We start from the raw sequence: 22536 nt of genomic DNA, 5'->3' as shown, positions 1-22536 counted from the left end.
CTCCCATGCGCGCCGACTCTGTGTCAGCATGTGACGATCGCGATCGTCAGATTGAGAACGGGGTCGATCAATGGCAGCTCGACATCAGAACCACCTGGTCAGCCGTCGTACGGTGCTGCGCGGTGCCGCCGCGGCGGCTGCGAGCGCAGGGCTGGCGGCCGGTACCGCGCAGGCGAGTCCACGCAGGCGCAACGGTCCGGCGGGCACCACCGTCGCGATCTTCGGCGCGGGGATCGGGGGCTTGACCGCGGCGCACGAACTGGCCGAACGCGGCTTCGCGGTGACGGTCTACGACCGCAAGGAACTCGGCGGAAAGTCGCGCACGATCCCGATGGCGGGCACCGGAGCCGGGGGCCGGGCGGCCCTGCCGGGCGAACACGGCGCGCGTGGGTTCACCTCGTTCTATCACCACGTCCACGACACCATGCGCCGCATCCCGGTACCGGGAACGCGCAAGACCGTCTACGACAACCTGATTCCGTTCTCGGTCACCGATCCGCGCTACCCGCGTTCGGGCAACCTGCCCGACGGCTTCCCGCTGATGTTCGGCTTCTACTTCGATCCGGCCGAAGCGCTCACACCGAGGGGACTGCAACGGATTCTGACCGAGGTGTTCATGAAGAACGATCTCGTCCCGCTGCCCGAGGCCATCCACATGGCGGGGCGGGTGGTCACCTACCTGACGTCGAGCGAGGAACGTCGCTTCGGGCAGTGGGAGTACGTCAGCTGGTGGGATTTCATCGGCGCGGGCACCAGGTCCGCGCAATTCCAGGCGCTCGCCGCGACCGGCCTGACGCGGGCGCTGGTCGCCGCCAAAGAGTACGTGGCCAGCACCCGCACCATGGGCAACATGATGGAGGGGTTCTTCATCGCGCTGATGCGCGAGCTCACCGGCGGGCCGAAGGTCTACGAGGTGCTCAACGGGCCGACCAACCAGGCCTGGCTGGATCCGTGGATCGCGCTGCTCGAAGACATGGGGGTGCGGTTCCGGCCGGGGGAAGCGCTCGAGGAACTCGTGGTCGCGGACGGCCGGATCGGTGGTGCCCGGATCCGCGGTGCGCACGGCGGGTCGACGCGGATCGAGGCCGACTGGTACGTGTGTGCCGTGCCGACCGACCGGGCCCGCGCGCTCTGGACACCCGAACTGCGGGAACTGGATCCGGCGCTGGGCCGGATGGACGCGCTGAACCTGGACTGGATGAACGGCATGCAGATGTTCGTCAGCGAGCAACTCGACCTCGGCAAGGGCTACAACATCTACCTCGACGCGCCGTGGCGGCTGACCTCCTACACCCAGCGCGCGTTCTGGGACGTCGACTATCCCGCCGTCTACGGTGACGGCGCCGTCGCCGACGGCCTCACCATCGACATCGCCGACTGGGACACCCCGGGCATCCTGTTCGGCAAACCCGCGAAATACTGCACCCACGAGGAGATCTACCAGGAGACCTGGGCCCAGTTGACCGCCGCGCTCAACGACGACGGCCGGATCCAATTGCCCGACGGCATCGTCCGCGCATGGATGATCGATCCCGGCATCGTGTGGACCGGCAGCGAGAACACCAATGACGAACCGCTGCTGGTGAACACGATCGGCTCCTGGGACAACCGGCCGACCGCGCGGACCCGCGTCCCCAACCTGTTCCTGGCCGCCGACTACGTGCAGACCAACTTCGACCTGGCCACCATGGAGGGCGCGAACGAAGCGGGCCGCAGCGCCGCCAACGCGCTGCTCGCCGCGGCAGGCTCGGCGGCCACGCCCGCGCGGTTGTTCACCCGGGAGTCGATTCCGGCGTTCGAACCGTTGCGCCTGGCCGATGCCGCCCGCTTCCGCGCAGGGCAGCCCAACCTGTTCGATCTCGGGTGATCGGTCAGCGCCGGGCGTTGCGCCACGCCCGGTAGCGGTCGGGACAGCACACCGCACACGGTCGGTAGCCCGCGGCGACGGCGGTGGTCTCGTCGGCGAAGAACACCCGGTGGCAGACGTAACCGCCGCGCGCGATCGCCCGCCGCGCCGACGGGCAGTCCAAGCGGCCGTAGATCTTCGACCGCCGATGGCCACCCCAGCGGCCCGCGCTCGCGGACCGAAAGGGGCGGCCGTCGCGGTCGAGCAGCACGTACGGTAGCGGGGTGCTCATGCCGCGTCGTGAAATACCAGCGCCAAGGTCGTCCGATGTCCGGAACGGACAACCGACACTCCGTGCCGGACCGGGGCGGCCGACCAGCCGCGCGCGGAGCGGACGGGACGATCGCGGGTGGTGAACACGTAGCCGTGTCCACGCGGCAACAGCGTTGCGGTACCCCGGGATTGGGCGCGGGGCCGCTGCTCGAGCAGCAGGAACTCCCCGCCGGTGTGATCGACGCCGGGTCCGTTCAGGTTGATGACGACCTGCAACGGAAAGACCAAGTCGCCGTACAGATCCCGGTGCAAGGCATTCCAGTCGCCCGTCTGGTAGCGCAACAGGATCGCCGTGGATTTGTGCTGTCCCGCCGCGTGACACATCGCCAGCCACTCGTCGAGGGTGTCCGGCCACGGCGCGGACCTGCCGAGCCGGGCCCACCAGTCCCGCGCGATCGGCAGCAGGTGTGGGTACAGCGCCTGTTTGAGGCGTTCGACGGGCTCCGGGTAGGGCGCGCGCAGATACCGGTACTGCCCCTGCCCGAAACGATGCCGGCCCATGTCGACGGTGCTGCGGAACAGCTCATCGTGGGGGTAGAGGTTTCGGATCCGCGCGGTCTCGCCGGCGGTGAGCAGCTCGGGCAGCAGCGCGCCGCCGAACTCGTCGAGCTCGGCCGTGATCGCCGTCCAATCGCCGGCGTCCACGCGCTCGCGCCACGGATCGGTGCGTCGGCTCGCGGCGGTCACGCGGCCTCCAGTTCGAGCAGTGTCGTCTTGGCTTGTGCGCCACCGATGTAGCCGCCGAGGCTGCCGTCGGCCCGCAGCACCCGATGGCAGGGCACGACCACGGGCAGAGGGTTGGTCGCGCACGCCGTACCGACCGCGCGCACGGCCTTCGGGTTGCCGACGAGTTCGGCGACCTCGCGGTAGCTGCGGGTGTGGCCGTACTCGATCTCGGGCAGATGGCGCTGCACCAGCTGCCGGAAGCCGTGCGACAACGACAGATCCAGGGGCAGATCGAAGACCCGGCGGCGGCGGTCGAAGTATTCGCCGAGTTCGCGCGCGGCGTCGTCGAGCCGGCGGGGGGCCCGCAGGATGCGCGGGCTCAGTTTCTGTGCCAGCACCGCGAGGACCCGGTCGTGGTCCTCGCCGGCATAGGCCACCCGCACCAGGCCGCGCGGGGTCGCGGCCAGCAGCAGCTCGCCGACGGGGGAGTCGATGGTGGTGTAGGCGACGTCGACGAGGCCGGCGGCGTCGGCCCGCTGTTCGAGCCGCCGATGCAGGCGCGACAGCACGTCGGCGTCCACGGGCGCCGACAGTGCGGCGACGATGTCGTCATCGCGACGGGTATCGCTCATGATGGTGCTCCTTCCGGGTTCGCGCCCGGGTAGGTCTTGCGCAAGGTCTTCACCGCGTCGGCCGCGGCTCGCCGGGCGGCATCGACACTGCCGCCGAGGACCTCGGCGATTTCGGCGTAGGACAACCCCGCGACATAGCGGTAAGCGATCGCCTGGCGCTGTTTGGTGGGCAATCCGCCCACCGCGGTCCACAGCTCGGTGTCCTCGGGGTCGACGACGGGGCTCGGCGCGTCGGGCAGCCGGTCCACGGGCAGTGGGTGGCGGGTGGCCGCGCGCACCACATCGATCGCCTTGCGATGGGCGATGCGCACCAGCCACGCTTCGACATTCGCGTCCTCGGGCAGGTCCGGGTAGGCGCGCATCGCGGCCAGGAACGTCTCCGACCAGGCGTCTTCGGCATCGTGGACGCCGAGGACGACCCGGCACACCCGCAGCACGGTGGGCCCGTGCCGGGTGACGACCTGCTCGAAAGGCTGCTTCACGGGCACCCCGGTCAGAACAGGCGACCGGCGCCGACCGCGGCCGGTTCCTCGAGGTCGAGCAGAGCTCGTTTGCGCGCGAGGCCGCCCGCGTAGCCGGTCAGCGACCCGTCCGCGCCGACGACCCGGTGGCAGGGCACGAACAGGCACAGCGGATTGGCGCCCACGGCCTTGCCGACCGCCTGGGCGAGCCGGCGATCGCCGAGCCGCTCGGCGATCCGGCCGTAACTGGTGCGCTCGCCGAAGGGGATCTCGGCCACGATCCGCCACACGTCCTGTCGGAACTCGTCACCGGTCGCGTGCAGGGGCAGTTCGAAGTTCCGACGGCGACCCGCGAGATAGTCCAGCACCTGCGCGGCCGCCTCGGACAGGAGTTCGTCCTCGGTCCCGGATACCGCGCGCCCGAAGGTCTCGGCCGCGGGCCCGCGCACGTGGTGACGGAAGTACAAGCCCGTCACGGCGGCGCCGGACGCGACGAGGGTGATCGGCCCGAGGACACCGGCATCGACAACGAGGTGTCGAGTATTCATCTGCTTTCCTTTCGCTGACACCGTGAAGACGTTGCGCATCGGGAAAACGTGAGATCCGACTGTCGATCGGAACCGGTGGGGCCTTCGGGCCGCGGTGTGTTCTAGGCGTTCGCCTCTTCGTACGCGGCGATGATGTCGGCGGCGATTCGGCCGCGCGCCGAGACCGTGTGGCCGTTGTTGCTGGCCCAGGTCCTGATCGCGGTCAGGTCGTTGCGTCGCGTGGGCGCGGCGGCCGTACCGCTCACCTCGGACCGGCGACCGCTCGTCTTGACGCGCCCGGTGCGGCGGGCCGCCGGGATCCACTGATCGAACAGATCGCGGAGCTTGGCCGCGTTCGTCTCGGACAGGTCGATCTCGTAGCTCGCGCCGTCGATGCCGAACGAGACGGTCTCATCGGCGGCGGAGGCGCCGTCGAAATCATCGACGAGGGTGACAACGACTTTGCGCGCCATGAGGATCCTGTTCGTGAGGGGCTGTGTCCTCAGTGATCGTAATGCGAGCCCGACAAGCGCCTCGGTCGCCCCACAATTCCGGTCATTTCGCTCTCCGAACACCACGAGTGTTTCCGGCCGACCCTTGTCCTTCGGGGCGGACCGCGAGGCCGACGGTGACAGCGAGCAGACCGAGAACGGCCGCGGTGGGAGCCAGCGCGCTCGCCCCGACCAGGGCCAGCGCGCCGCCACCGAGGCCGGTCCCGAGCGCGACGGCGAGGTAGACCGCGGACCCGTTGAGGCCCATCGCGATCGGCGCGAGCGCCGGGACCAGGGCGAACAAGCGGTGCTGCTGCGGCACGATCGCGATGCCCACGGCGACGCCGAGCCCGGTCATGGCGACGACCGCGCCGAGCGCGCTCGTGCGGCCGACGGCCAGCAGGACCGCGCAGGCGGCCATCCCGCTCGCGCCGAGCACCAGCGTGGACGGCGCACCGCGCAGGCGGATGAGTCGTGCTACGACGGTGGTGCCGACGACCTGCCCGCCGCCGAAGGCCAGCATCGCCGCCACGACCAGCGTGCCGGAGACCTCCAGCACCGCGGGCAGGTAGGCGATGAGCAGGAACGCGGGCACGATCACCGTCACGGTGCCGAGCAGGATTGCCCGCACCCGCGCATCGGTCAGCACCCGCAGCCGATCGCGCAGCGACAGTCTCGGCGCGTGCGCGGCCGGAAGCAACGCCACCGCGCACAGGGCGATCACCGCGGGCACCATCAGGATCCACACGGCGGTCCGCCACCCCCAGGCCTGGCCTAGCAGGATCCCGAAGGGGAGCCCCGCCACCAGCGCGAGCGAACCACCGCCGGAGACGATGGCCAGCGACCGGGCGCGATGCGCGTCGTCACTCAGCAGACCCGCGGTGCTGAAGGCGTTCGCCTGATATGCGGCCGCCCCCAATGCCGCGACCACGCGTCCGGCGGCCACCGTCGCGAAATTCGGTCCCGCGGCCTGCACCACCAGCCCGGCAACGAACACCACCATTCCACCCGCCAGCAGCACTCGGCGATCCCAGCTACCCGTCAGCGCGGCGATCACCGGCGACCCCACCGCGTACACGACCGCGAACAGCGCGGTCAGCTGTCCCGCCGTGCTGATCGAGACGTGCAGATCGGCGGCGACCTCCGGGATCAGCCCCGCCAGCACGTAACCGTCCACCCCCAGGGTGAAGGTGCCGATGGTGAGGACGAGCAGGTGGGCGACGGTCAGATTCCGCGGCCCGGCCCCGGTTCGCGCGTCGACATCGACTCCGGTGCTCATCGCGGCCCACCCAGCATGCTCCCAGTCTCGGGGCGTCCACTCTGTCCAGGGTCAGCGACCCTAAAGCTCCTATCGCGGCCAAGCTTTCACCGATCCACGCGCCGCGAGTCGAGCGGCCCCCCGTGATTGCCCTCGACTCGCCTCGACCGCGGCATGATCGGTGGATGGAGTTCCAGCTCGCGATGTCGGCTCGGCCCGACAGTCATCGGTTCGTCGTCATGGTCGAGCCGGAGGGGATGGCCTACGGGTTTCCCGCGGAGGGCAAGGTCGTCCGGGTCTTCCGTGGCCCGACGCGATGCTGGCCGAACTGACCCACTATCCCGACGGGGTGGTCCTCTGGCGGCCTGCCGACACCGAGGTCTGGGCCACCGCGGCCGACGGGAACAGCGAACTCATCGGTGGATTCAGCGGCAACCCCGTTCCCGGCTTCGATACGGGCGGAAAACCGTTGGATCGACCGTCGCGGGGCCTGATCGAGCGCGTCTTCCACTCCCAGGCGCTCTGACCGGCGCACCCGAGGGTTGACGCGGTGACCGTGCGGGCGGACCATCGGTGGGGTTGCTGCTTCGGGGTGGGAAGGGTTGGCCGTGAACGTCAGTCGCCAAGGGTTTTTCGATCATCTCGACTGGTTCGACGAGGGGCACTGCGCGCAGCTGGACGAGGAGCTGGCGTGGGCGCGCGAGCACTGTCCGGTCGTGCACACCGGATTCGGCGGTGGCATGCATGTGGTGACGCGGTACGAGGATCTGGTCACGGTTGCCGCGCATCCCAAGATCTTCAGTTCGGCCATGCCCGGACTGACGACGGTCCCGGTCGCGCTGCCGCCCATCGACGTGGATCCGCCACTGCACCACGACTTCCGGGCGTTTCTGAACGGCCCGTTCGCCAAGCCCGCACTGCGCCGGTACGAACCCGTGCTGCGGCAGCTTGCCGACGAACTCATCGACCGATTCGCCGATCGCGGGCAGGTCGAATTCGTGAGCGAGTTCGCCATCCCGTTCACCGCGGGCGCACTGGCCAAGATCGTGCTCGACGACGACAACGAGGAGCGGCTGGCCCGCGCGGTCGATGCCGTCACCCAGGTCTCGGTGCAGAACACACCCGAAAGTTTCGCCGCTGTCGCGGGATTGGCCGCCGAACTCATGGCGGAGCGGGCCGCGGCACCCCGCGATGACCTGCTGCAATCCATCGTCGATGCCACGGTCGAGGGTGGCCGTCCACTCACCATGGAAGAACGGCTCGGAGTCGTCACCGTGCTCCTGCTGGGCGGTCTGGACACCACCCGCGGCGCCCTGGCCTATATCGCCGAATATCTCACCGAAATGCCCGGCCTGGAAGCGCGACTGCGCGAACCCGACTGGGCGACACGCGATCTCGACGAAATCCTGCGCTACACCTCGACCGTGAGCGTCATGGGCAGAGTAGTGGCCGAGGACAACGACCTGCTCGGCGTCCCCCTGGTGAAGGGCGATCGGATCGCGGTGCACTGGCGCTCCGCCAACCGTGACACCGTCCGCTTCGACAATCCCGAACAGCTCGACTTCGACCGTAACCACAACCCGCACTTGGCCTTTGGCATCGGCATCCATCGCTGCGTCGGCCGCCACTTCGCCCGCATGCAACTCGACATCGGCATCACCCGCCTCCTGGACCGCCTCACCGGTTTCCGCCTCGCCCCAGGCACCCAGATCGCTCGCTCGGTAGGCATCAGCGTCGGCGCGCCCCGCGAACTGCACCTCCAGTTCGACCGCGTCCGGAGTTGATCGGTGCCGCTGCCGCGTCAGCCCCGCGCCGCCGTGCCGAGCCGCAGCGCCTCGAGGGCGAACAGCCCCACCGACCGATCACTCGGCAGGTCGATGGGAGTCGTGCGCGCGGAGGCGGCTCGAGGGGAGAGCGGTCTTCACGCTGTCACGATCGCCGAGCAGGGCCTCGGGAGACCGCGCAGCACGGGTCGAGAACGTTTCCGTCATCACGACCCCAGGCCGTGGACCCAGCGTCGCGCATCGGCGGCCGATGTCAGGTGCACCACGGTCACCTCGGGGAAGCGGGCGATCAGTTCCTCGGTGCGCAGTCGCCGGGCCTCGTACTGGTCCCACGCCCACCGAATGGGGTGGTCCCGAGCCGGCCAGTTGCGGAACGATTCGCGATTACCGTTCCACAATTCCTGCCCGGTGATCGCGCGCGTGAACGAACGCCACAGGACTCGCCGCATCACCGTCCGCTTCGGAAGGTCCAGCCACACAACGGTATCGGCCCTCGTCCACAGCAGATCGCCCAGCCATCGGCGATACTGGTCTTCGGTCACCCACCGCGGACCCGCGGTGAACCCCTCGACCTCTACTTCGAACTCCGGCCGCTTCACCCATCCCGGCCCGTGATGCAACGCATCCAGTTCCCGCCGGGGTATCCCGAGCCGCTCGGCAACCACGCCCGCCAATGTCGTTTTCCCCGCCCCTGAGATCCCGGAGATCAGAATCCGCTGCACCGACTCACCTTAGCGACCGGCCGAAAGCGCCGGTTTCCCGTCGGGGTCGTCAGTCCGGTCTGGTCGGCGAGCACGAGCTGGGCGCGGTCCCGGGCACCGAGTTTCGTCATCGCACGACCGACGTGGGTGCGGGCGGTGGCGGACTGAGGAACATCGCCGCCCCGATCTCGTCGTTGCTCATGCCCCGGCCGACCAGGGCGAGGACCTCGCGTTAACGGTCGGGTGAGCACCGACAGCCGATCCGCGGGCGCGGCAGCCGGCGCTGCGCGGTGAACTGCCCGAGGAGGCCGCGGGTGACCCGCAGCGCCGGCACCGGCCTGCAGCGCGTCGAAGACGCCTGCATCCGGTTGACGACTTCGATCACCCGGACTCGTCCGCGTGGGCGGTCGCGCGGACGAGTCCGGACATCCTGGCCAGGCGGCCGGGCGCGGACTGTGGCGGCCCCCGGACCGGCTCGATCGCACTCGTCGTTCGCCTGCCCCGCGCCGACCGCTGGACCCGGGGAGCTCGGAAAGGTCTGCGGGACCAGCGGCCCAGCGGGATCGCGACAAGGCGGAGCGTTGGCGGCGCCGACTCACTGCCAGGGTGCCGCGCGCAGCTGGGCGATGTCGTGTCGGGTGCGTCCGCTCGCGGTGTCGGCGGCGCGACCGACCGCGATCATCGACATCACGACCCAGCCCGGGTTCGGGGCGAGCTCGGCCGTGATCGCGTCACGGTCGAAGGCGCGGAACTGGTGACAGGCCAGCCCGAGCGCTTGGGCCTGCACGGTGAGGTGGGCGACGGCCTGCCCCAGGTCGTAGTCGGCGAATTCCGAGTAGGGCAGATCGGTGTCGTCGACGAATCGCCGGGTCAGGGTGACGATCAGCAGTCCCGCGGCGGACGCCCAGCGCGCCGAACTCGGCGCCAGATACCGGGCGATCCGCTTGTGCTCGACCTCGCCCGGCCGAGCCGGATAGAAGCTCCACGGTTGCGAGTTGCCCGCCGAGGGCGCCCACCGCGCCGCCTCGAGCAGCAATTCGAGGCTCTCGTCGTCGACGGTTCCCGCCGGATCGAACGCGCGCGGGCTGTAGCGGTCGGCCAGCAGGGGATGCAAGCGGGTGGGGCGGGGATGTTCGGAAGACACGTCCACTGCCAACCCCGCGCCGCGCAGTCCTATGCCCACCACGCGGACGGCGGGCCGGTCGCACGTGGCGGCTACGCGGGGACCGTCGCCGTGCGCCGGGCCCGCTGACGCGCGGTCTCGAAATGCAGTTCGGGGTCCAGAACGGCGGCCTCGCGCAGGAGCTTCACATCGTCCTGGTAGTTCATCGACGTCCGCCACGGCATCCGGTCGCCCTGGCTGGGCAGCTCGGCCACGGCCCGCTGGATGTAGCCCGCGGCGAAGTCCAGGAACGGCCGGGTCGGCATCGACGGGTCCGCGACCTCGGCGCGCGCGATCCGGTAGTCGTTGTCGTCCATGTGGGCCAGCAGGCGGCAGAAGTGCTCACACAGCAGGCCGATCTTCAGCGTCCACGAGGAATTCGTATAGCCGATGGCGTACGCGAGATTCGGCACACCCGAAAGCATCAGTCCCTTGTAGGCCACCGTGTTCGCCGCGTCGACCGCGCGGCCGTCGACCGTCACCGGGATACCGCCGAACGCCCGCACGTTCAGGCCGGTCGCGGTGACGATGATGTCCGCGTCGAGTTCCCGGCCCGAGACCAGCCGGATCCCGTTCTCGGTGAAGGTGTCGATGCGATCGGTGACCACCGAGGCCTGGCCCCGCCTGATCGAGGTGAACAGGTCACCGTCGGGCACGGTGCACAGCCGCTGCTCCCACGGGTTGTAGGGCGGGTTGAAGTGTTCGTCGACCGGATAGCCTGCCGGCAGCTGCTTGGCGTTGGTCCACCGGATGATCCGCCGCATCACGCTCGGGTACTTCTGCGACAGGCTCCAGACCAGCTTCTGCTGGGCGATGTTCTTGCGCCGGGTCAGGGCGTAGCCGCGTTCGTCACCGAGCACCCGCTTCATCGCGTTGGCGATCGCGTCCTTCCTCGGCACCGGCAGAATGTAGGTCGGGGTGCGCTGCAGCATCGTCACGTGCGCCGCGGACTCCGCCATCGCGGGCACCAGGGTCACGGCCGTCGCACCACTGCCGATCACCACGACACGCTTGCCGGTGTAGTCCAGGTCCTCGGGCCACTGCTGCGGATGCACGACGGTGCCCTGGAACCGGTCCCGGCCGGTGAACTCGGGGGTGAATCCCTCGTCGTAGCGGTAGTAGCCCGCGGCCGAGAAGATCCAGCTCGCGGTCAGCTCGAGGCGTTCGCCGGTATCGGTGCGGTCGACCTGCACCGTCCAGCGCGCCCGCTCCGAGGACCACGACCCGCTGACGACCCTGTGGTGGTAGCGGATGCTCTCGTCGAGCCCGTTCTCGGTGGCGGTTTCGCGCAGGTAGTCCAGGATGCGCGCGCCGTCGGCGATGGACTGCTCGTCGCGCCAGGGCTTGAACTCGTAGCCGAAGGTGTGCAGATCGGAGTCCGAGCGGATACCGGGGTAACGGAACAGGTCCCAGGTGCCGCCGAGGGCCGCGCGGGCTTCGAGAATGGTGAAGGTCTTGTGCGGCAGCAGGGTTCGCAGATATCGGCCCGCGCCGATACCGGAGATCCCGGCGCCGATGATCAGGACGTCGACATGATCGGCGGCGGTCGGCGTGGATGTCATAGCGGCTCCTTGGTCCGGCTCCGTTGCGCGAGTGCCTGCGCGGAGGGCGAGGTACGTGGCCGCGCCGGGCGGAACTGCGCCGGGGCGGGGTGTGTTGTCCAGAGTCGGGCAACACGACGTGCTTGCGCTACGACATAACGACGCAGCATCATCGACTGATGCGGCAAACTGATGCACGCGACGCACGCTGGCCCGAGCCCGGTCCGGAGATCGTCACCCTCATCCGGCAGGCGGCCGAGTCGGCACTGCGGCCGTCGGGGGAGTGGCTGGAGGAACTGCACGCGGCCTCGCTCGCCGGCGAGCGCATGCGCCGGATCGCCGAAGACCCCGTCCTCGCCGCGGCGGTGCGCCGCGCGAACCTGGCCAACATCACCCATTGGGCTTGGTCCAATGTGCAGCACCCCGGTCGCCGGGTCCCACCGAACCTGGGCCCCGAAGCCCTCTCCGCGGCCCGTGACCTGGTCCGGCGCGGCCTGGACGAGACCTCCCTCGACGCCTATCGCTCCAGCTACAGCGTCGTCTGGAACCGCTGCATGGAGATCTGCTTCGGGCTGACCGACGACCCCGCTCAACTCCGCGAACTGCTGGAACTGGCGTCGCTGTCGATCTCGACCTACGTCGAGGACACCGTCGCCGCCGTCACCCAGCAGATGAAGGCCGAACGCGAGGACCTGACCCGCGGCACCAACGCCGAACGCCGCGCCACCGTCTCACTACTGCTCGAAGGGGCGCCGATCCGGCGCGGAGAAGCCGAACGCCAACTCGGCTACCGCTTGACCGGCCCCCACACCGCGGCCGTCCTCTGGGCGACCTCACCCGGCGCGAGCGACCAGCTCGAAGCGGCGGCGGAACTGCTCCTGCGAGTCGCCGGCGCCGCCCACCGCCTGACGATCGTGGCCGGCGCCGCCGCCCTGTGGCTGTGGTTGCCGGTCGACGCGGCACCGGAACTGGACCCGGTGCACGCCGGGCTCGCCGACGCACCGGACGTGCGCGTCGCCATCGGTCGTCCCGGCCTCGGCATCCCCGGATTCCGGCGCAGCCACCTCGACGCCCTCGAAACCCAGCGCATGCTCACCCGCCTCACCTCCCACCGCCGGGTGGCCCGCCACGAAGACGTCCAACTGGTCACCGTCCTGACCGCCGACCCGCTCCGCGCCGACGAATTCGTCGCCGACACCCTCGGCGCCCTGGTCACCGCCGAACCGGACGTGATCGAAGCCGTCACCACCTACCTCGAACAACAATGCAGCACCACCCGCACCGCCGACCGGCTCTACACCCACCGCAGCACCGTCGTCCGCCGCCTGTCCCGCGCCGACGAACTGCTGCCCCGCCCGCTGGCGAGCAATACGATCGCCATCGGCGCTGCCCTCGAGGTACTCCGCTGGACACGGTGAACTCACCGCCGAACCCCTTCGCCCGCAACGCCACTGAATTGACCTGCCACCGATCAACTTCCGATGGCGGAGAAAAGGTCGGTACCCAGCGGCCTCTCCCGCAGTGCGCGAAATCCGGAGGGGTAGCAGTGCGTTCGGCGCGATCCCCGGCCCGCTTGACGAACATCCACCGGACGCCGCCCCGAGCTCGACGATCTCCGATCCGCCGGAGTCGGCCTACGCTCAGTCGTCGACCCGCTCGGAGGGGTGGGCGCCCGCGCCCTACCTCCACTGGATCCGCAGCGGAAACCTGCAAAAAACAGCCATCTACCAGCCGATTAGTTCCTACGCAGAGTGGTGCGGTAATCTTTTCGAGCACCCGGCGACGGGGGCAAGAACGGGCTGTGGCGCAGCTTGGTAGCGCACCTGACTGGGGGTCAGGTGGTCGCAGGTTCAAATCCTGTCAGCCCGACCAAGAAAAATCCCCTCCGACCTGGGTCGGAGGAGATTTTTCGTATCGGACCAGCCGGAGCTGGGTACCACTTGGGGACCGTCTCGGCATTTTGAGGTGCGCGGAGAGCATGTCACCGTCCTTCCGCAGCGCGACGATGTCGGGGTGCAGGTATCGCTGGGTGATCCGCGGGTCGGTCTGCCCGGCGATCTGCTGGAGCCGGTGAAGGGGCACGCCGACTTCGGCGAACCCGGTGAGCCCGGTATGGCGCAGTCACCACTCGTCCCAGCGCGTCGCCGTCTGCCGGACTCCGGTCTGGATCCGCCTGCCGCGCGGAGCGACGAACAGGCGCGCGTCTGGCTTGTCCTTCCGCGCCCGAATTCGGTTGGTCAGCATCGGCCGGAGTTCTTCGATGATCAGAACTCGCCGAGACGTTTGCCCTTAGCGCCTTTGTTCCTCATGCCGCCGGGGCCGGGCGAGGTTTGGCAGCGCAGGTTCCAGATCCATTCGTCGGTGTCGATGTCCTTCACCCGGACACCGCTCACCTCGCCGATTCGCGCTGCGGCGCAGGCCGCGAAGAGGGCGACACCGGCCGGGTGCGCGAAGCCGGGACAAGATTTCCTTCGGCGGAGTGTCCCACCAGCATCGGCGAGCCTGAACCGTCGAGATGAGGGCCTGCCACGCTGTCAGTTGTTCCGGGGCGACAGGATAACGTTGATGCGGTGCGCGCGCCTCGAGTCCGAAGGTTGTAGCCGGAGCGGGCTGGCCACGTCGAGGCGGTTGGAATAGCCTGTCACATCCATCCGTGGAAAGCTCTTCGAATGCAAGTAGGAAATTCCTGATCCCGCAGCATCTCGTCTGCGTGTATAAGCAATCCCTATATGTTTCAATGGAAATAGGTATGAGCTGATAATGGTTCCGGCGTGCTAGCGTCGCATTCGAACGCGATGAATGACATCTTCGTACAGAACGAGTGCGCGTAGAGCGGGGTGGGTCGAGGCCTTCTGGTCGTACTGCCACTGCCTTGGCGTTTGTTGGTGACCGCGGGTGGGCATGCTGGCACGCCCACCACCTACGCCACTCACATGTTGGTCCGGATGGAGGGCGGCCCATCGCCGACGGGTGAGCTGAAAGTTCGACACGGTCGGCGCGGCGCGAGCCTCTCTCGAAACCGGCCTCACCGCACAGAAGGAGCACCACTGATGGATTCCGCGATCGACGCCCCCACCGCAGAACTGCGTTCCTCGCTATTGGATTCCATGGGCAACCACGTCTACTCGGCCGAACCGGTGTTCCGTGAACAGCTGTTCGAGCTCGACACCATTGAGCCCGGGATTCGGCGCCGATCATGACCGAGCTGCGGAGCGAGTCCCGCCGCCGCGGCTTGTGTTATCTGTCTCTGCCGGGTGTAGAGGGTGCCGGACTGGTCACCCTGCGGAACGGACCGCTGGCCGAGATCATCAGCAGCAGTGGTCGTTTGGCCCCGGTCATGCTCAACTGCGCCGCGCCCGACACCGGCACCATGGACGTATTCGCGCTCTTCGGCGATGAGCGCCAGCGCGAGGAATGGCCGGAACCGTTGCTGGACGGGCGGATCCGGTCCGCCTTCGCGACGATCGAGCCCGATGTGGCCTCGTCCGATGGCACCACCATCTCGGCGACCCGCATCGAGCGCGACGGCTACGGCGAACTGTCGTTCACGCATGTCCGGGTGTGCGCGGCGGATCCGATCGTCGGCGACAGTGAGGGCTTCTACTCAGCCGAAGGTGACGTGCTCGTCGGCGCGGGCGAGCGTGATCCGCGACTGGATCGCCGAGTCACGGGTCAGGCTCGAGCAGTTGCGGCTGCTGGTGCTCGAGAGCGCCTGATTGATGGACACGGTCGGGAACAAGGGCGCGCACACGGAGATCCAGGCGATCAAGATCGCCACTCCGTCGACCGTGCAGTGGATTCTCGACAAGGCCATCCAGGTCCACGGCGCGGGCGGGCTGTCCCAGGACTTCCCGCTCGCCGCGGCCTACGCGGGTATCCGGACGTTGCGCTTCGCCGACGGCCCGGACGAGGTCCACAAGAACGCGCTCGCCAAGAGCGAGCTGAGCAGGCAGCGGGAGACGCGATGACCCTCGACGAATTGACCTGGCGGATCGAGGAATTCCTGGCCGCCAACGACCCGGCCGGCAGTGACCGCCTCGACTTCCTGCGCGCCCGCTACGACGCCGGACTGGCCTGGGTGTACTTCCCGGTCGGGCACGGCGGGCTCGGCCTTTCGCGGAGTCTGCAGCCCGAGGTCGACCGCTTGTTCGCCGAAGCCGGTGCGCCGGACAACAATCCGGGTGCCAATGTCATCGGGCTCGGCATGGCGGGCCCGACGATCCTCGCCTGCGGCACCGAGGAGCAGAAGCGGCGGTTCCTGCGTCCGCTGTGCAGCTACCGCGAGGTCTACGCCGGTGAAGAGGCGGTGCAACTGCACGGCGGCGTGGGTACGACGCGGGAGTATCCGGCCCACCAGTATCTCGCGCGCGCAAAGGCCGATCAGCTCGCCTTCGCCACCGCCGGTGCGCAGCGGGCGCGGCCGGCTGAACTGGTGGAGGTTCCGCGCTCATGATCGTCGGTGTCCTGCGTGAGGCACGCCCGCGCGAAACCCGGGTGGCCGCCACTCCGGCGACGGTGACCCGGCTCGTCCGGCTCGGCTACGACGTCGTGGTCGAGACCGGTGCCGGCAGTCTCGCCTCCTTCTCCGATGACGCCTACGTGGCGGCGGGCGCCACGATCGGCAACGCGCGCGCCGCCGATGTCGTGCTCGGTGTCAACGCGCCGGCGACCTATCAGCTCGACGATATGAACCCCGGCGCCACCGTGATCAGCTCGCTCGGGCTGATGAACGACCCTGATCTGCTCGCCGACCTCGGCAAACGGCCGATCACAGCAATGGCCATGGACGCGGTACCCCGCATCTCGCGCGCCCAGTCACTGGACGTGTTGTCCTCGATGGCCAATATCGCGGGCTACCGCGCGGTCGTCGAAGCCGCGCACACGTTCGGCCGCTTCTTCACCGGGCAGGTCACCGCCGCCGGCAAGGTACCGCCTGCCAAAGTCCTGGTGGTCGGCGCCGGGGTGGCCGGACTGGCCGCCATCGGCGCCGCGGGCAGCCTCGGTGCCGTTGTGCGCGCGACAGATCCGCGGCCGGAAGTCGCCGATCAGGTGAAATCCCTCGGTGGAGAATATCTGTCGATCGACTCGACCGAGGCGGAGGTGTCGGCCACGGGCTACGCCAAGGAGATGAGCGGGGACTACAAGGCCCGCGAGGCGCAGCTCTACGCCGAGCAGTGTGCCGATGTCGACATCATCATCACCACGGCCCTGATTCCCGGGCGCCCGGCACCCCGGATCATCACCGCCGAGATGGTGGCCTCGATGAAGCCGGGCAGCGTCATCGTCGACATGGCCGCGCAGAACGGCGGCAATGTCGAAGGCACCGTCATCGACCGCGCCGTCGTCACCGACAACGGTGTGACCATCCTCGGTTACACGGATCTGGCCGGTCGCCTGCCTGCACAGGCATCCCAGCTGTACGGCACCAATGTGGTGAACCTGCTGGAGCTGATGACGCCGGGCAAGGACGGGCGACTGGTTCTCGACTTCGACGATGTGGTGCAGCGTTCGGTCACGGTCGTGCGCGGCGGTGAGGTCACCTGGCCGCCACCTCCTGTCGCCGTCTCGGCGGCGCCGACACTCCAAGCGGTCGCCCCGCCCGAACCCGTGGCGACGAGGGAACCGATGTCCGCCCGGCGCCGCTTCGGGCTGGTGGGGGCCGCGGCGGCCGCGGTCTTCGGACTGATCGCGATCTCACCGCCGGCGTTGCAGGGGCACCTGACCGTATTCGCGCTGTCGATCGTCATCGGCTACTACGTGATCGGCCACGTGCACCACGCGCTGCACACCCCGCTCATGTCGGTCACCAACGCAATCTCCGGGATCATCGTGGTCGGCGCGCTGCTCCAGATCGGGCACGGCGATCCATGGATCACGGGGTTGTCGTGCGCGGCGATCCTGCTGGCGAGCATCAACGTCTTCGGCGGCTTCGCGGTGACACGCCGCATGCTCGCCATGTTCTCCCGCAGCTGAGCTGCGCCCGACCTCGGAGTGAATACCCATGATTTCCGTTGAGACCATGGCCGATTCGGCCTACATCGTCGCGGCGTTGCTGTTCATCCTCGCGCTGGGCGGGCTGGCCAGACACGATACCGCCAAGCTGGGCAACACTCTCGGCATCACCGGCATGGTGATCGCCCTGGGCGCCACCGTCGCGCTGGCGATCGGTCGCGATATCGAGTCCCTCGGCCTGGCAATGCTGGCCGGCGCGACCGCGCTCGGTGCGGTGATCGGCTTGTGGCGGGCCCGCATCGTCGAGATGACCGGGATGCCCGAACTCGTCGCGCTGCTGCATTCGTTCGTCGGTCTGGCGGCGGTGCTGGTCGGCTGGAACGGCTATCTGCACGTCGAACGGCATCCCGCCGACGCCGACGCCGACGCGCTCCGCGCTGCGGGCTTGCTGGGTATCCACGGGGCCGAGGTCGCGATCGGCGTGTTCATCGGCGCGGTGACCTTCACCGGTTCGATCGTGGCCTACCTCAAGCTCTCGGCGCGGATCGCCTCGGCGCCGATGATGTTGCCGGGCAAGAACATTCTCAATCTCGGTGCGCTGGTGGTGTTCACCGCCCTGACCGTGTGGTTCGTCGTGGATCCACGCCTGTGGACGCTGGTGGCGATCACTGTGGTCGCCTTGCTGCTCGGCTGGCATCTCGTCGCCTCCATCGGAGGCGGGGACATGCCGGTCGTGGTGTCGATGCTCAACAGCTACTCCGGATGGGCCGCGGCGGCGTCGGGATTCCTGCTCGGCAACGACCTGCTGATCATCACCGGCGCGCTGGTCGGCTCGTCGGGCGCGTACCTGTCCTATGTCATGTGCGCCGCGATGAACCGCTCGTTCCTGTCGGTGATCGCCGGCGGCTTCGGCATCACCGTGGGTCCGGCGGGCGACACCGACCTGGGTGAGCATCGCGAGATCACCGCCGACGGCGTCGCCGAGCTGCTCGCCGGCGCGGAATCGGTGATCATCACCCCCGGTTACGGCATGGCCGTGGCTCAAGCCCAGCACGGCGTCGCCGAGCTCACCCGCAAACTGCTCGCGCGCGGGGTGAGCGTGCGGTTCGGCGTGCATCCGGTCGCGGGCAGGCTGCCCGGTCACATGAACGTCCTGTTGGCCGAGGCGAAGGTGCCCTATGACATCGTGCTGGAAATGGACGAGATCAACGACGATTTCACCGGCACCGACGTGGTGCTGGTGATCGGCGCCAACGACACCGTCAATCCGGCGGCCGCCGAAGACCCGGCCAGCCCCATCGCGGGCATGCCTGTGCTGACGGTATGGGAGGCCGAGAATGTCGTCGTGTTCAAGCGATCCATGGCTTCCGGCTACGCCGGTGTGCAGAATCCTTTGTTCTTCCGAGAGAACTCCGCGATGCTCTTCGGCGACGCGCGGGACCGGGTCGACGATATCGTCAAGGCGCTGTGACCGTGCCCTGAAGACACGCGCGGATCTCGGTGCGAACCCGCTTGCGGGTATCGGCGCATCTGTCGGCGGCTGGTCAGTGGCTCTTCTGGCTGCCGATGTAGCTGGGGTAGCTCACTTGAAGTCGCCGGGATGCCTGGTGAACGAAGTGCGTTGTCTGCTCTCCGATCCGATGAGAATTTGTGGTGCCGCCGATCGCGGCCCGGCGACGTCTGGACAGGATGTGGCGGGCACTTGACGAGGCGAGCATGTTTCGTCCGGCCATGACGGATGGTCAGCTGCGGTCAGGCAATGGGTAGATGGGCGAGATTTGTATGGCGCCGGCGAGGGTTTCCCGCGGGCGAGGCGAGCCTCGGCTGAATGTCTTGGTTCGCTGCGCGGGTTGGGGAGCGTTGCATGGCGCAGCGCCGGACGGGCACCGCGGCGTCCGTGACGTGGTGCCCGCCCGCGCTGCCTCAGAACGCGGCTTCGTCGAGTTCCATGATTGAGCAGTCGATTTCGGCGATCACGGCACGGTCGGCATTGAGGCGTGGCAGCACTGTGCGCGCGAAGAACGAGGCCACCGCGATCTTGCCTTCGTAGAACGCCTTGTCCGCGGCGGCAGAGCTCAGCGCCGCGGTCGCGGTTTCGGCGGCCACGAGCAGGCGCCAGCCCACGAGCAGGTCCCCCACAGCGAGCATGAAGCGCACCGACTCGAGGCCGACCTTGTAGAGTTCGGTGGAATCGTCGCTGGAGGCCAGTAGGTACCCGGTCAACGTCGCCGCCATGGCCTGCACGTCTTCGAGTGCGCTCAACAGCAGGGCACGCTCGGCCTTCAGCTCAGCACTGCCGGAGTCGGTTTCGGCGCTGGATCGGACCTGGTCGGCGATATGGGCCAGGGCCACGCCCTGGTCGCGGGCGATCTTGCGGAAGAAGAAGTCCTGCGCCTGGATGGCGGTCGTGCCCTCGTAGAGCGAGTCGATCTTGGCATCGCGGATGTACTGCTCGATCGGGTAGTCCTGCAGGAACCCCGAGCCACCGAAGACCTGCAGGGATTCGGTGAGGTACTGATACGCGCGCTCGGAGCCGACGCCCTTGACGATGGGCAACAGCAGGTCGTTGACGCGGGCAGCCAGGGCGGGATCGGCTCCAGAGACGGCAAGGGCGGTGACCGGGTCTTGGTGGGCGGCAGTGTAGAGATAGATCGCGCGCAGACCTTCGGCGTAGGCTTTCTGCAGCATGAGCGAACGCCGCACGTCGGGATGGTGGGTGATGGTGACCTTGGGGGCCGTCTTGTTGGTCATCTGGGTCAGGTCCGCGCCCTGCACACGGGTCTTGGCGTAGTCGAGGGCGTTGCGGTAGCCAGTCGACAGCGTAGCGATGGCCTTGACTCCGACCATCATGCGCGCTTCCTCGATCACCTCGAACATCTGCGCGATGCCGTTGTGGACTTCGCCCACCAGCCAGCCCTTGGCCGGAATGCCGTGGCCGCCGAAGGTCAGCTCGCAGGTTGCCGAGGCCTTCAGGCCCATCTTGTGCTCGACGTTGGTCACGAAAACCCCGTTGCGATCGCCGATTTCGCCGGAGTCTGGGTCGAAGTGGAACTTCGGGACCAGAAACAGGCTCAAGCCCTTCGTCCCAGGACCAGCGCCCTCGGGGCGGGCAAGGACCTGGTGGATGATGTTGCCGAAAAGATCGTCGGAGTCGGCGGAGGTGATGAAGCGTTTCACGCCCTCGAGATGCCAGGACCCGTCTTGTTGCTTGACGGCCTTGGTGCGGCCCGCGCCGACATCCGAGCCGGCGTCGGGCTCTGTGAGCACCATCGTTGCGCCCCAGTTGTGTTCGACAGCGAGGCGGGCCCAGGAGCGCTGCTCGGCGGTGCCGATCCGGGCGATGATGTCGGACATCGTGGGTCCGGACAGGTACATGTAGGCGGCGGGCTGGGCACCGAGCAAGAACTCCTGAATTGCCCAGGACAGCATTTTCGGGGCCGGAGTCCCTCCGATCCGTTCGGATTTGGCGATCCGCCACCATTCGGCGTCCTGCCATGCCCGTACCGAGCGCTTGAACCCATCGGGTAGTCGGACGGTGTTGGTTTCCGGGTCGAATGTCGGTGGCGTGCGGTCGGTCTCGGCGAAGGACGTCGCGACGGGTCCTTCGGCGAGGCGGGCGGCCTCGCTCAGCATGGTCCGGACGTCGTCGCCGTCCAGATCACCGTAGGCGCCCGTATCCAGAACGGTGTCGAGGCCGTACACCTCGAACAGGTTGAACTCGAGATCGCGGACGTTGCTCTTGTAATGGCCCACTGGGGTAGCCCCTTTGCGCGATCCGGCGCCCGGCCGGAAACGGGGAACGCGGTCTGTTGCGCACCGGTGGTCATTGTGGTCGCCGCGATGGTCGCTACGCAACCGTAAGTTAATGGCGGCTAAGTAGATAATTGCAGCGATGGGGTCCTGAGCTCGGTCTTACCTCCTCTGTTCGATATAAGTTACTACCCGATAACCATCGGATCGTTTGTATCGTTCAGGATCAGTCGAGCGCAGAGAGCGGTCAGCACATCCGCGAGCTTCTCCCGGCGTCGTAGGCGTGGATTGCGCACCGCGTCGATGACCACGATGCTCAGCGCCTGGACGAGCACCCGGGCCTGGACCGGAGTGAGTGCGGGATCGGCCGCCGCGAGCAACCGGGCCCACGCCAGCACTCCGTCGCGGTGAGTGCGGCGGTAGCGTGCGGCGTGCGTCTCGGGTAGATGGCCGACCTCGCTGACGGTTGTCCCGACCAGATCCGGTTGCGCGAGAGCGAACTCGACGAAGTAGCCGAGCAGTAGGCGGGCGGACTCGTGAGCGGTGCGGCCCTCGGACAGGGCTCGGTCGGTATAGAGGCCAATCCACTGCTCGTTGCGTTCGATGATCTCGTTGAGCAGGTCGGCCTTGCTGGCAAAGTGGTGGTACAGCGCCGGCCCGCGCACGCCGACGGCGGCACCGATGTCTTCGATGCCCACCGCGGCGTATCCGCGGGTGTTGAACAGGCGTGCGCCGGCCGCAACGAGTCGCTGAGCACGCACTGCGCGTTCGAAGTCGCCGCCCTGTGGTACGGGGAGGATGGCGCTGGGGCGTAACGGGCCTGCTGTGCCGGGTGCGAGTTCGGCGGTGAGCATGCGCTCGATCGCCGATCCCAGGATCGCGGAGAATTCCTCCGACGCCAGATCGAGGTGGTGGTAGGACGGGCTGACCGCTACCGAGAGCACACACCAGCTCATGATCTCGATATCTGCCGGGGCGAGGTCGGGCCGCTTGACACGCACGGCACGGCGCAGGTAGCCGGTGAGGCGGGCCGCGCGCATCAGCACGGCCTGGCGGTGCTCGGTGGTGAGGTTGCGGAACTCGAGCTGCCATAGGCGTGGCAGCCCACGCAGCTCGAGCGCCATTGTGACGAGTTCGCGCAGTACCGTTTCTCCAGACAGGTCCGCAGTCGCGGCCGCGTCGAGCCGGGCGACGGTCGCATCCAGTCCAGAGAGCAGGCACTCGCCCAGCAGTAGTTGCTTGTTGCGGAAGTGTCGATACAGGGCTGCCGGAGAGATGCCCACGGCAGATGCGATGTCGGCCATCGAGGTGCCGTGATAGCCGTCGCGGGAGAAAGCGTCGGTGGCAGCGGTCAAGATGGTTGTGCGCCGATCGCGCGGGCGGCGTCGGATCGGGCGATCTGGCTGGCGGGAGTTGTTCATCGGCCACCAGT

23 protein-coding genes and 1 tRNA gene are annotated in these 22536 nt (G+C 68.3%); 11 read left to right on the top strand and 13 right to left on the bottom strand.

Annotation, left to right across the window (positions count from 1 at the left end; translation table 11 throughout):
- Window positions 1-70 precede the first annotated feature (70 nt).
- Window positions 71-1867, top strand: coding sequence for an FAD-dependent oxidoreductase (locus V8688_RS01385; RefSeq protein WP_342799971.1), 1797 nt, complete (start codon window positions 71-73; stop codon window positions 1865-1867).
- A gap of 4 nt (window positions 1868-1871) precedes the next feature.
- On the opposite strand, the gene V8688_RS01380 is transcribed toward V8688_RS01385, so the two are convergent.
- From V8688_RS01380 to V8688_RS01350, 7 genes are all read right to left on the bottom strand, one after another.
- Window positions 1872-2138 carry an Ada metal-binding domain-containing protein gene (locus tag V8688_RS01380; RefSeq protein ID WP_316574230.1) on the bottom strand — a complete coding sequence of 89 codons (267 nt, stop codon included), beginning with the start codon at window positions 2136-2138 and terminating at the stop codon, window positions 1872-1874.
- A complete protein-coding gene (locus V8688_RS01375; protein ID WP_342799970.1) occupies window positions 2135-2866 on the bottom strand; it encodes a 2OG-Fe(II) oxygenase in 732 nt (243 codons plus the stop codon). The genes V8688_RS01380 and V8688_RS01375 overlap by 4 nt, the downstream gene beginning before the upstream one ends.
- A complete protein-coding gene (locus V8688_RS01370; protein ID WP_218721061.1) occupies window positions 2863-3477 on the bottom strand; it encodes a methylated-DNA--[protein]-cysteine S-methyltransferase in 615 nt (204 codons plus the stop codon). Before V8688_RS01370 ends, V8688_RS01375 begins: the two co-directional genes overlap by 4 nt.
- Entirely contained in the window at window positions 3474-3959 is a 486-nt protein-coding gene (locus V8688_RS01365) for a sigma-70 family RNA polymerase sigma factor (RefSeq protein WP_218721062.1), read from the bottom strand. The genes V8688_RS01370 and V8688_RS01365 overlap by 4 nt, the downstream gene beginning before the upstream one ends.
- Before the next feature lie 11 nt (window positions 3960-3970).
- Window positions 3971-4486 (bottom strand): methylated-DNA--[protein]-cysteine S-methyltransferase, encoded by a 516-nt coding sequence (locus tag V8688_RS01360; RefSeq protein ID WP_218721063.1) that lies wholly within the window; start codon window positions 4484-4486, stop codon window positions 3971-3973.
- Between the two features lie 101 nt (window positions 4487-4587).
- A complete protein-coding gene (locus V8688_RS01355) occupies window positions 4588-4938 on the bottom strand; it encodes an Lsr2 family protein (RefSeq protein ID WP_218721064.1) in 351 nt (116 codons plus the stop codon).
- An 82-nt stretch (window positions 4939-5020) separates the two neighbouring features.
- On the bottom strand, window positions 5021-6235 hold the full coding sequence (locus tag V8688_RS01350) for an MFS transporter (RefSeq protein ID WP_218721065.1): 1215 nt from the start codon (window positions 6233-6235) through the stop codon (window positions 5021-5023).
- A 164-nt stretch (window positions 6236-6399) separates the two neighbouring features.
- Here V8688_RS01350 and V8688_RS01345 point away from each other — a divergent pair, with 164 nt between their 5' ends.
- From V8688_RS01345 to V8688_RS01335, 3 genes are all read left to right on the top strand, one after another.
- Window positions 6400-6546, top strand: a complete 147-nt coding sequence (locus tag V8688_RS01345) for a hypothetical protein (RefSeq protein WP_218721066.1) — start codon at window positions 6400-6402, stop codon at window positions 6544-6546.
- The gene (locus tag V8688_RS01340) at window positions 6531-6740 is read left to right on the top strand and encodes a hypothetical protein (RefSeq protein WP_342799969.1); all 210 of its coding nucleotides are present in this window, start codon (window positions 6531-6533) and stop codon (window positions 6738-6740) included. The genes V8688_RS01345 and V8688_RS01340 overlap by 16 nt, the downstream gene beginning before the upstream one ends.
- Before the next feature lie 82 nt (window positions 6741-6822).
- Window positions 6823-7998, top strand: coding sequence for a cytochrome P450 (locus V8688_RS01335; RefSeq protein ID WP_342799968.1), 1176 nt, complete (start codon window positions 6823-6825; stop codon window positions 7996-7998).
- A 206-nt stretch (window positions 7999-8204) separates the two neighbouring features.
- Here the strand turns inward: V8688_RS01335 and V8688_RS01330 are convergent, their stop codons facing one another.
- The 3 genes from V8688_RS01330 to V8688_RS01320 form a co-directional block, all read right to left on the bottom strand.
- On the bottom strand, window positions 8205-8720 hold the full coding sequence (locus V8688_RS01330) for an AAA family ATPase (protein ID WP_342799967.1): 516 nt from the start codon (window positions 8718-8720) through the stop codon (window positions 8205-8207).
- A 574-nt stretch (window positions 8721-9294) separates the two neighbouring features.
- The gene (locus V8688_RS01325; RefSeq protein ID WP_342799966.1) at window positions 9295-9843 is read right to left on the bottom strand and encodes a nitroreductase family protein; all 549 of its coding nucleotides are present in this window, start codon (window positions 9841-9843) and stop codon (window positions 9295-9297) included.
- 71 nt (window positions 9844-9914) lie between these two features.
- Window positions 9915-11423: an NAD(P)/FAD-dependent oxidoreductase gene (locus V8688_RS01320; protein ID WP_342799965.1), complete on the bottom strand. Its 1509-nt coding sequence runs from the start codon at window positions 11421-11423 to the stop codon at window positions 9915-9917.
- A 158-nt stretch (window positions 11424-11581) separates the two neighbouring features.
- On the opposite strand from V8688_RS01320, the gene V8688_RS01315 reads away from it, so the two are divergent.
- From V8688_RS01315 to V8688_RS01305, 3 genes are all read left to right on the top strand, one after another.
- Window positions 11582-12820: a helix-turn-helix domain-containing protein gene (locus V8688_RS01315; protein WP_342799964.1), complete on the top strand. Its 1239-nt coding sequence runs from the start codon at window positions 11582-11584 to the stop codon at window positions 12818-12820.
- A 377-nt stretch (window positions 12821-13197) separates the two neighbouring features.
- A tRNA-Pro gene (locus V8688_RS01310) sits at window positions 13198-13274 on the top strand.
- A 1178-nt stretch (window positions 13275-14452) separates the two neighbouring features.
- On the top strand, window positions 14453-14602 hold the full coding sequence (locus V8688_RS01305; protein WP_280221566.1) for a hypothetical protein: 150 nt from the start codon (window positions 14453-14455) through the stop codon (window positions 14600-14602).
- 404 nt (window positions 14603-15006) lie between these two features.
- Here the strand turns inward: V8688_RS01305 and V8688_RS01300 are convergent, their stop codons facing one another.
- Window positions 15007-15129 carry a hypothetical protein gene (locus V8688_RS01300; RefSeq protein ID WP_342799963.1) on the bottom strand — a complete coding sequence of 41 codons (123 nt, stop codon included), beginning with the start codon at window positions 15127-15129 and terminating at the stop codon, window positions 15007-15009.
- Here V8688_RS01300 and V8688_RS01295 point away from each other — a divergent pair.
- The 4 genes from V8688_RS01295 to pntB are packed head-to-tail and all read left to right on the top strand — an operon-like array spanning window position 15122 to window position 18825.
- On the top strand, window positions 15122-15370 hold the full coding sequence (locus V8688_RS01295; protein WP_342799962.1) for an acyl-CoA dehydrogenase family protein: 249 nt from the start codon (window positions 15122-15124) through the stop codon (window positions 15368-15370). The two genes, V8688_RS01300 and V8688_RS01295, sit on opposite strands and share 8 nt — an antisense overlap.
- Entirely contained in the window at window positions 15367-15855 is a 489-nt protein-coding gene (locus V8688_RS01290) for an acyl-CoA dehydrogenase family protein (protein WP_342799961.1), read from the top strand. The genes V8688_RS01295 and V8688_RS01290 overlap by 4 nt, the downstream gene beginning before the upstream one ends.
- Window positions 15852-17375: a Re/Si-specific NAD(P)(+) transhydrogenase subunit alpha gene (locus V8688_RS01285; protein WP_342799960.1), complete on the top strand. Its 1524-nt coding sequence runs from the start codon at window positions 15852-15854 to the stop codon at window positions 17373-17375. Before V8688_RS01290 ends, V8688_RS01285 begins: the two co-directional genes overlap by 4 nt.
- A gap of 28 nt (window positions 17376-17403) precedes the next feature.
- Window positions 17404-18825, top strand: coding sequence for a Re/Si-specific NAD(P)(+) transhydrogenase subunit beta (gene pntB / locus V8688_RS01280; protein WP_280221563.1), 1422 nt, complete (start codon window positions 17404-17406; stop codon window positions 18823-18825).
- A 452-nt stretch (window positions 18826-19277) separates the two neighbouring features.
- Here the strand turns inward: pntB and V8688_RS01275 are convergent, their stop codons facing one another.
- Both V8688_RS01275 and V8688_RS01270 read right to left on the bottom strand, forming a co-directional pair.
- Window positions 19278-21107 (bottom strand): acyl-CoA dehydrogenase, encoded by a 1830-nt coding sequence (locus V8688_RS01275; protein WP_342799959.1) that lies wholly within the window; start codon window positions 21105-21107, stop codon window positions 19278-19280.
- Window positions 21108-21292: 185 nt separating this feature from the next.
- Window positions 21293-22525 carry a helix-turn-helix domain-containing protein gene (locus V8688_RS01270; protein WP_342799958.1) on the bottom strand — a complete coding sequence of 411 codons (1233 nt, stop codon included), beginning with the start codon at window positions 22523-22525 and terminating at the stop codon, window positions 21293-21295.
- Between the last annotated feature and the right edge of the window lie 11 nt (window positions 22526-22536).

Origin of the sequence: Nocardia sp. No.11 (assembly GCF_038752175.1) — a bacterium.
Classification (GTDB): Bacteria; Actinomycetota; Actinomycetes; order Mycobacteriales; family Mycobacteriaceae; genus Nocardia; species Nocardia canadensis.
Note: the sequence above shows the minus strand (reverse complement) of the source record. Positions and strands in the feature narration are given on the sequence as shown.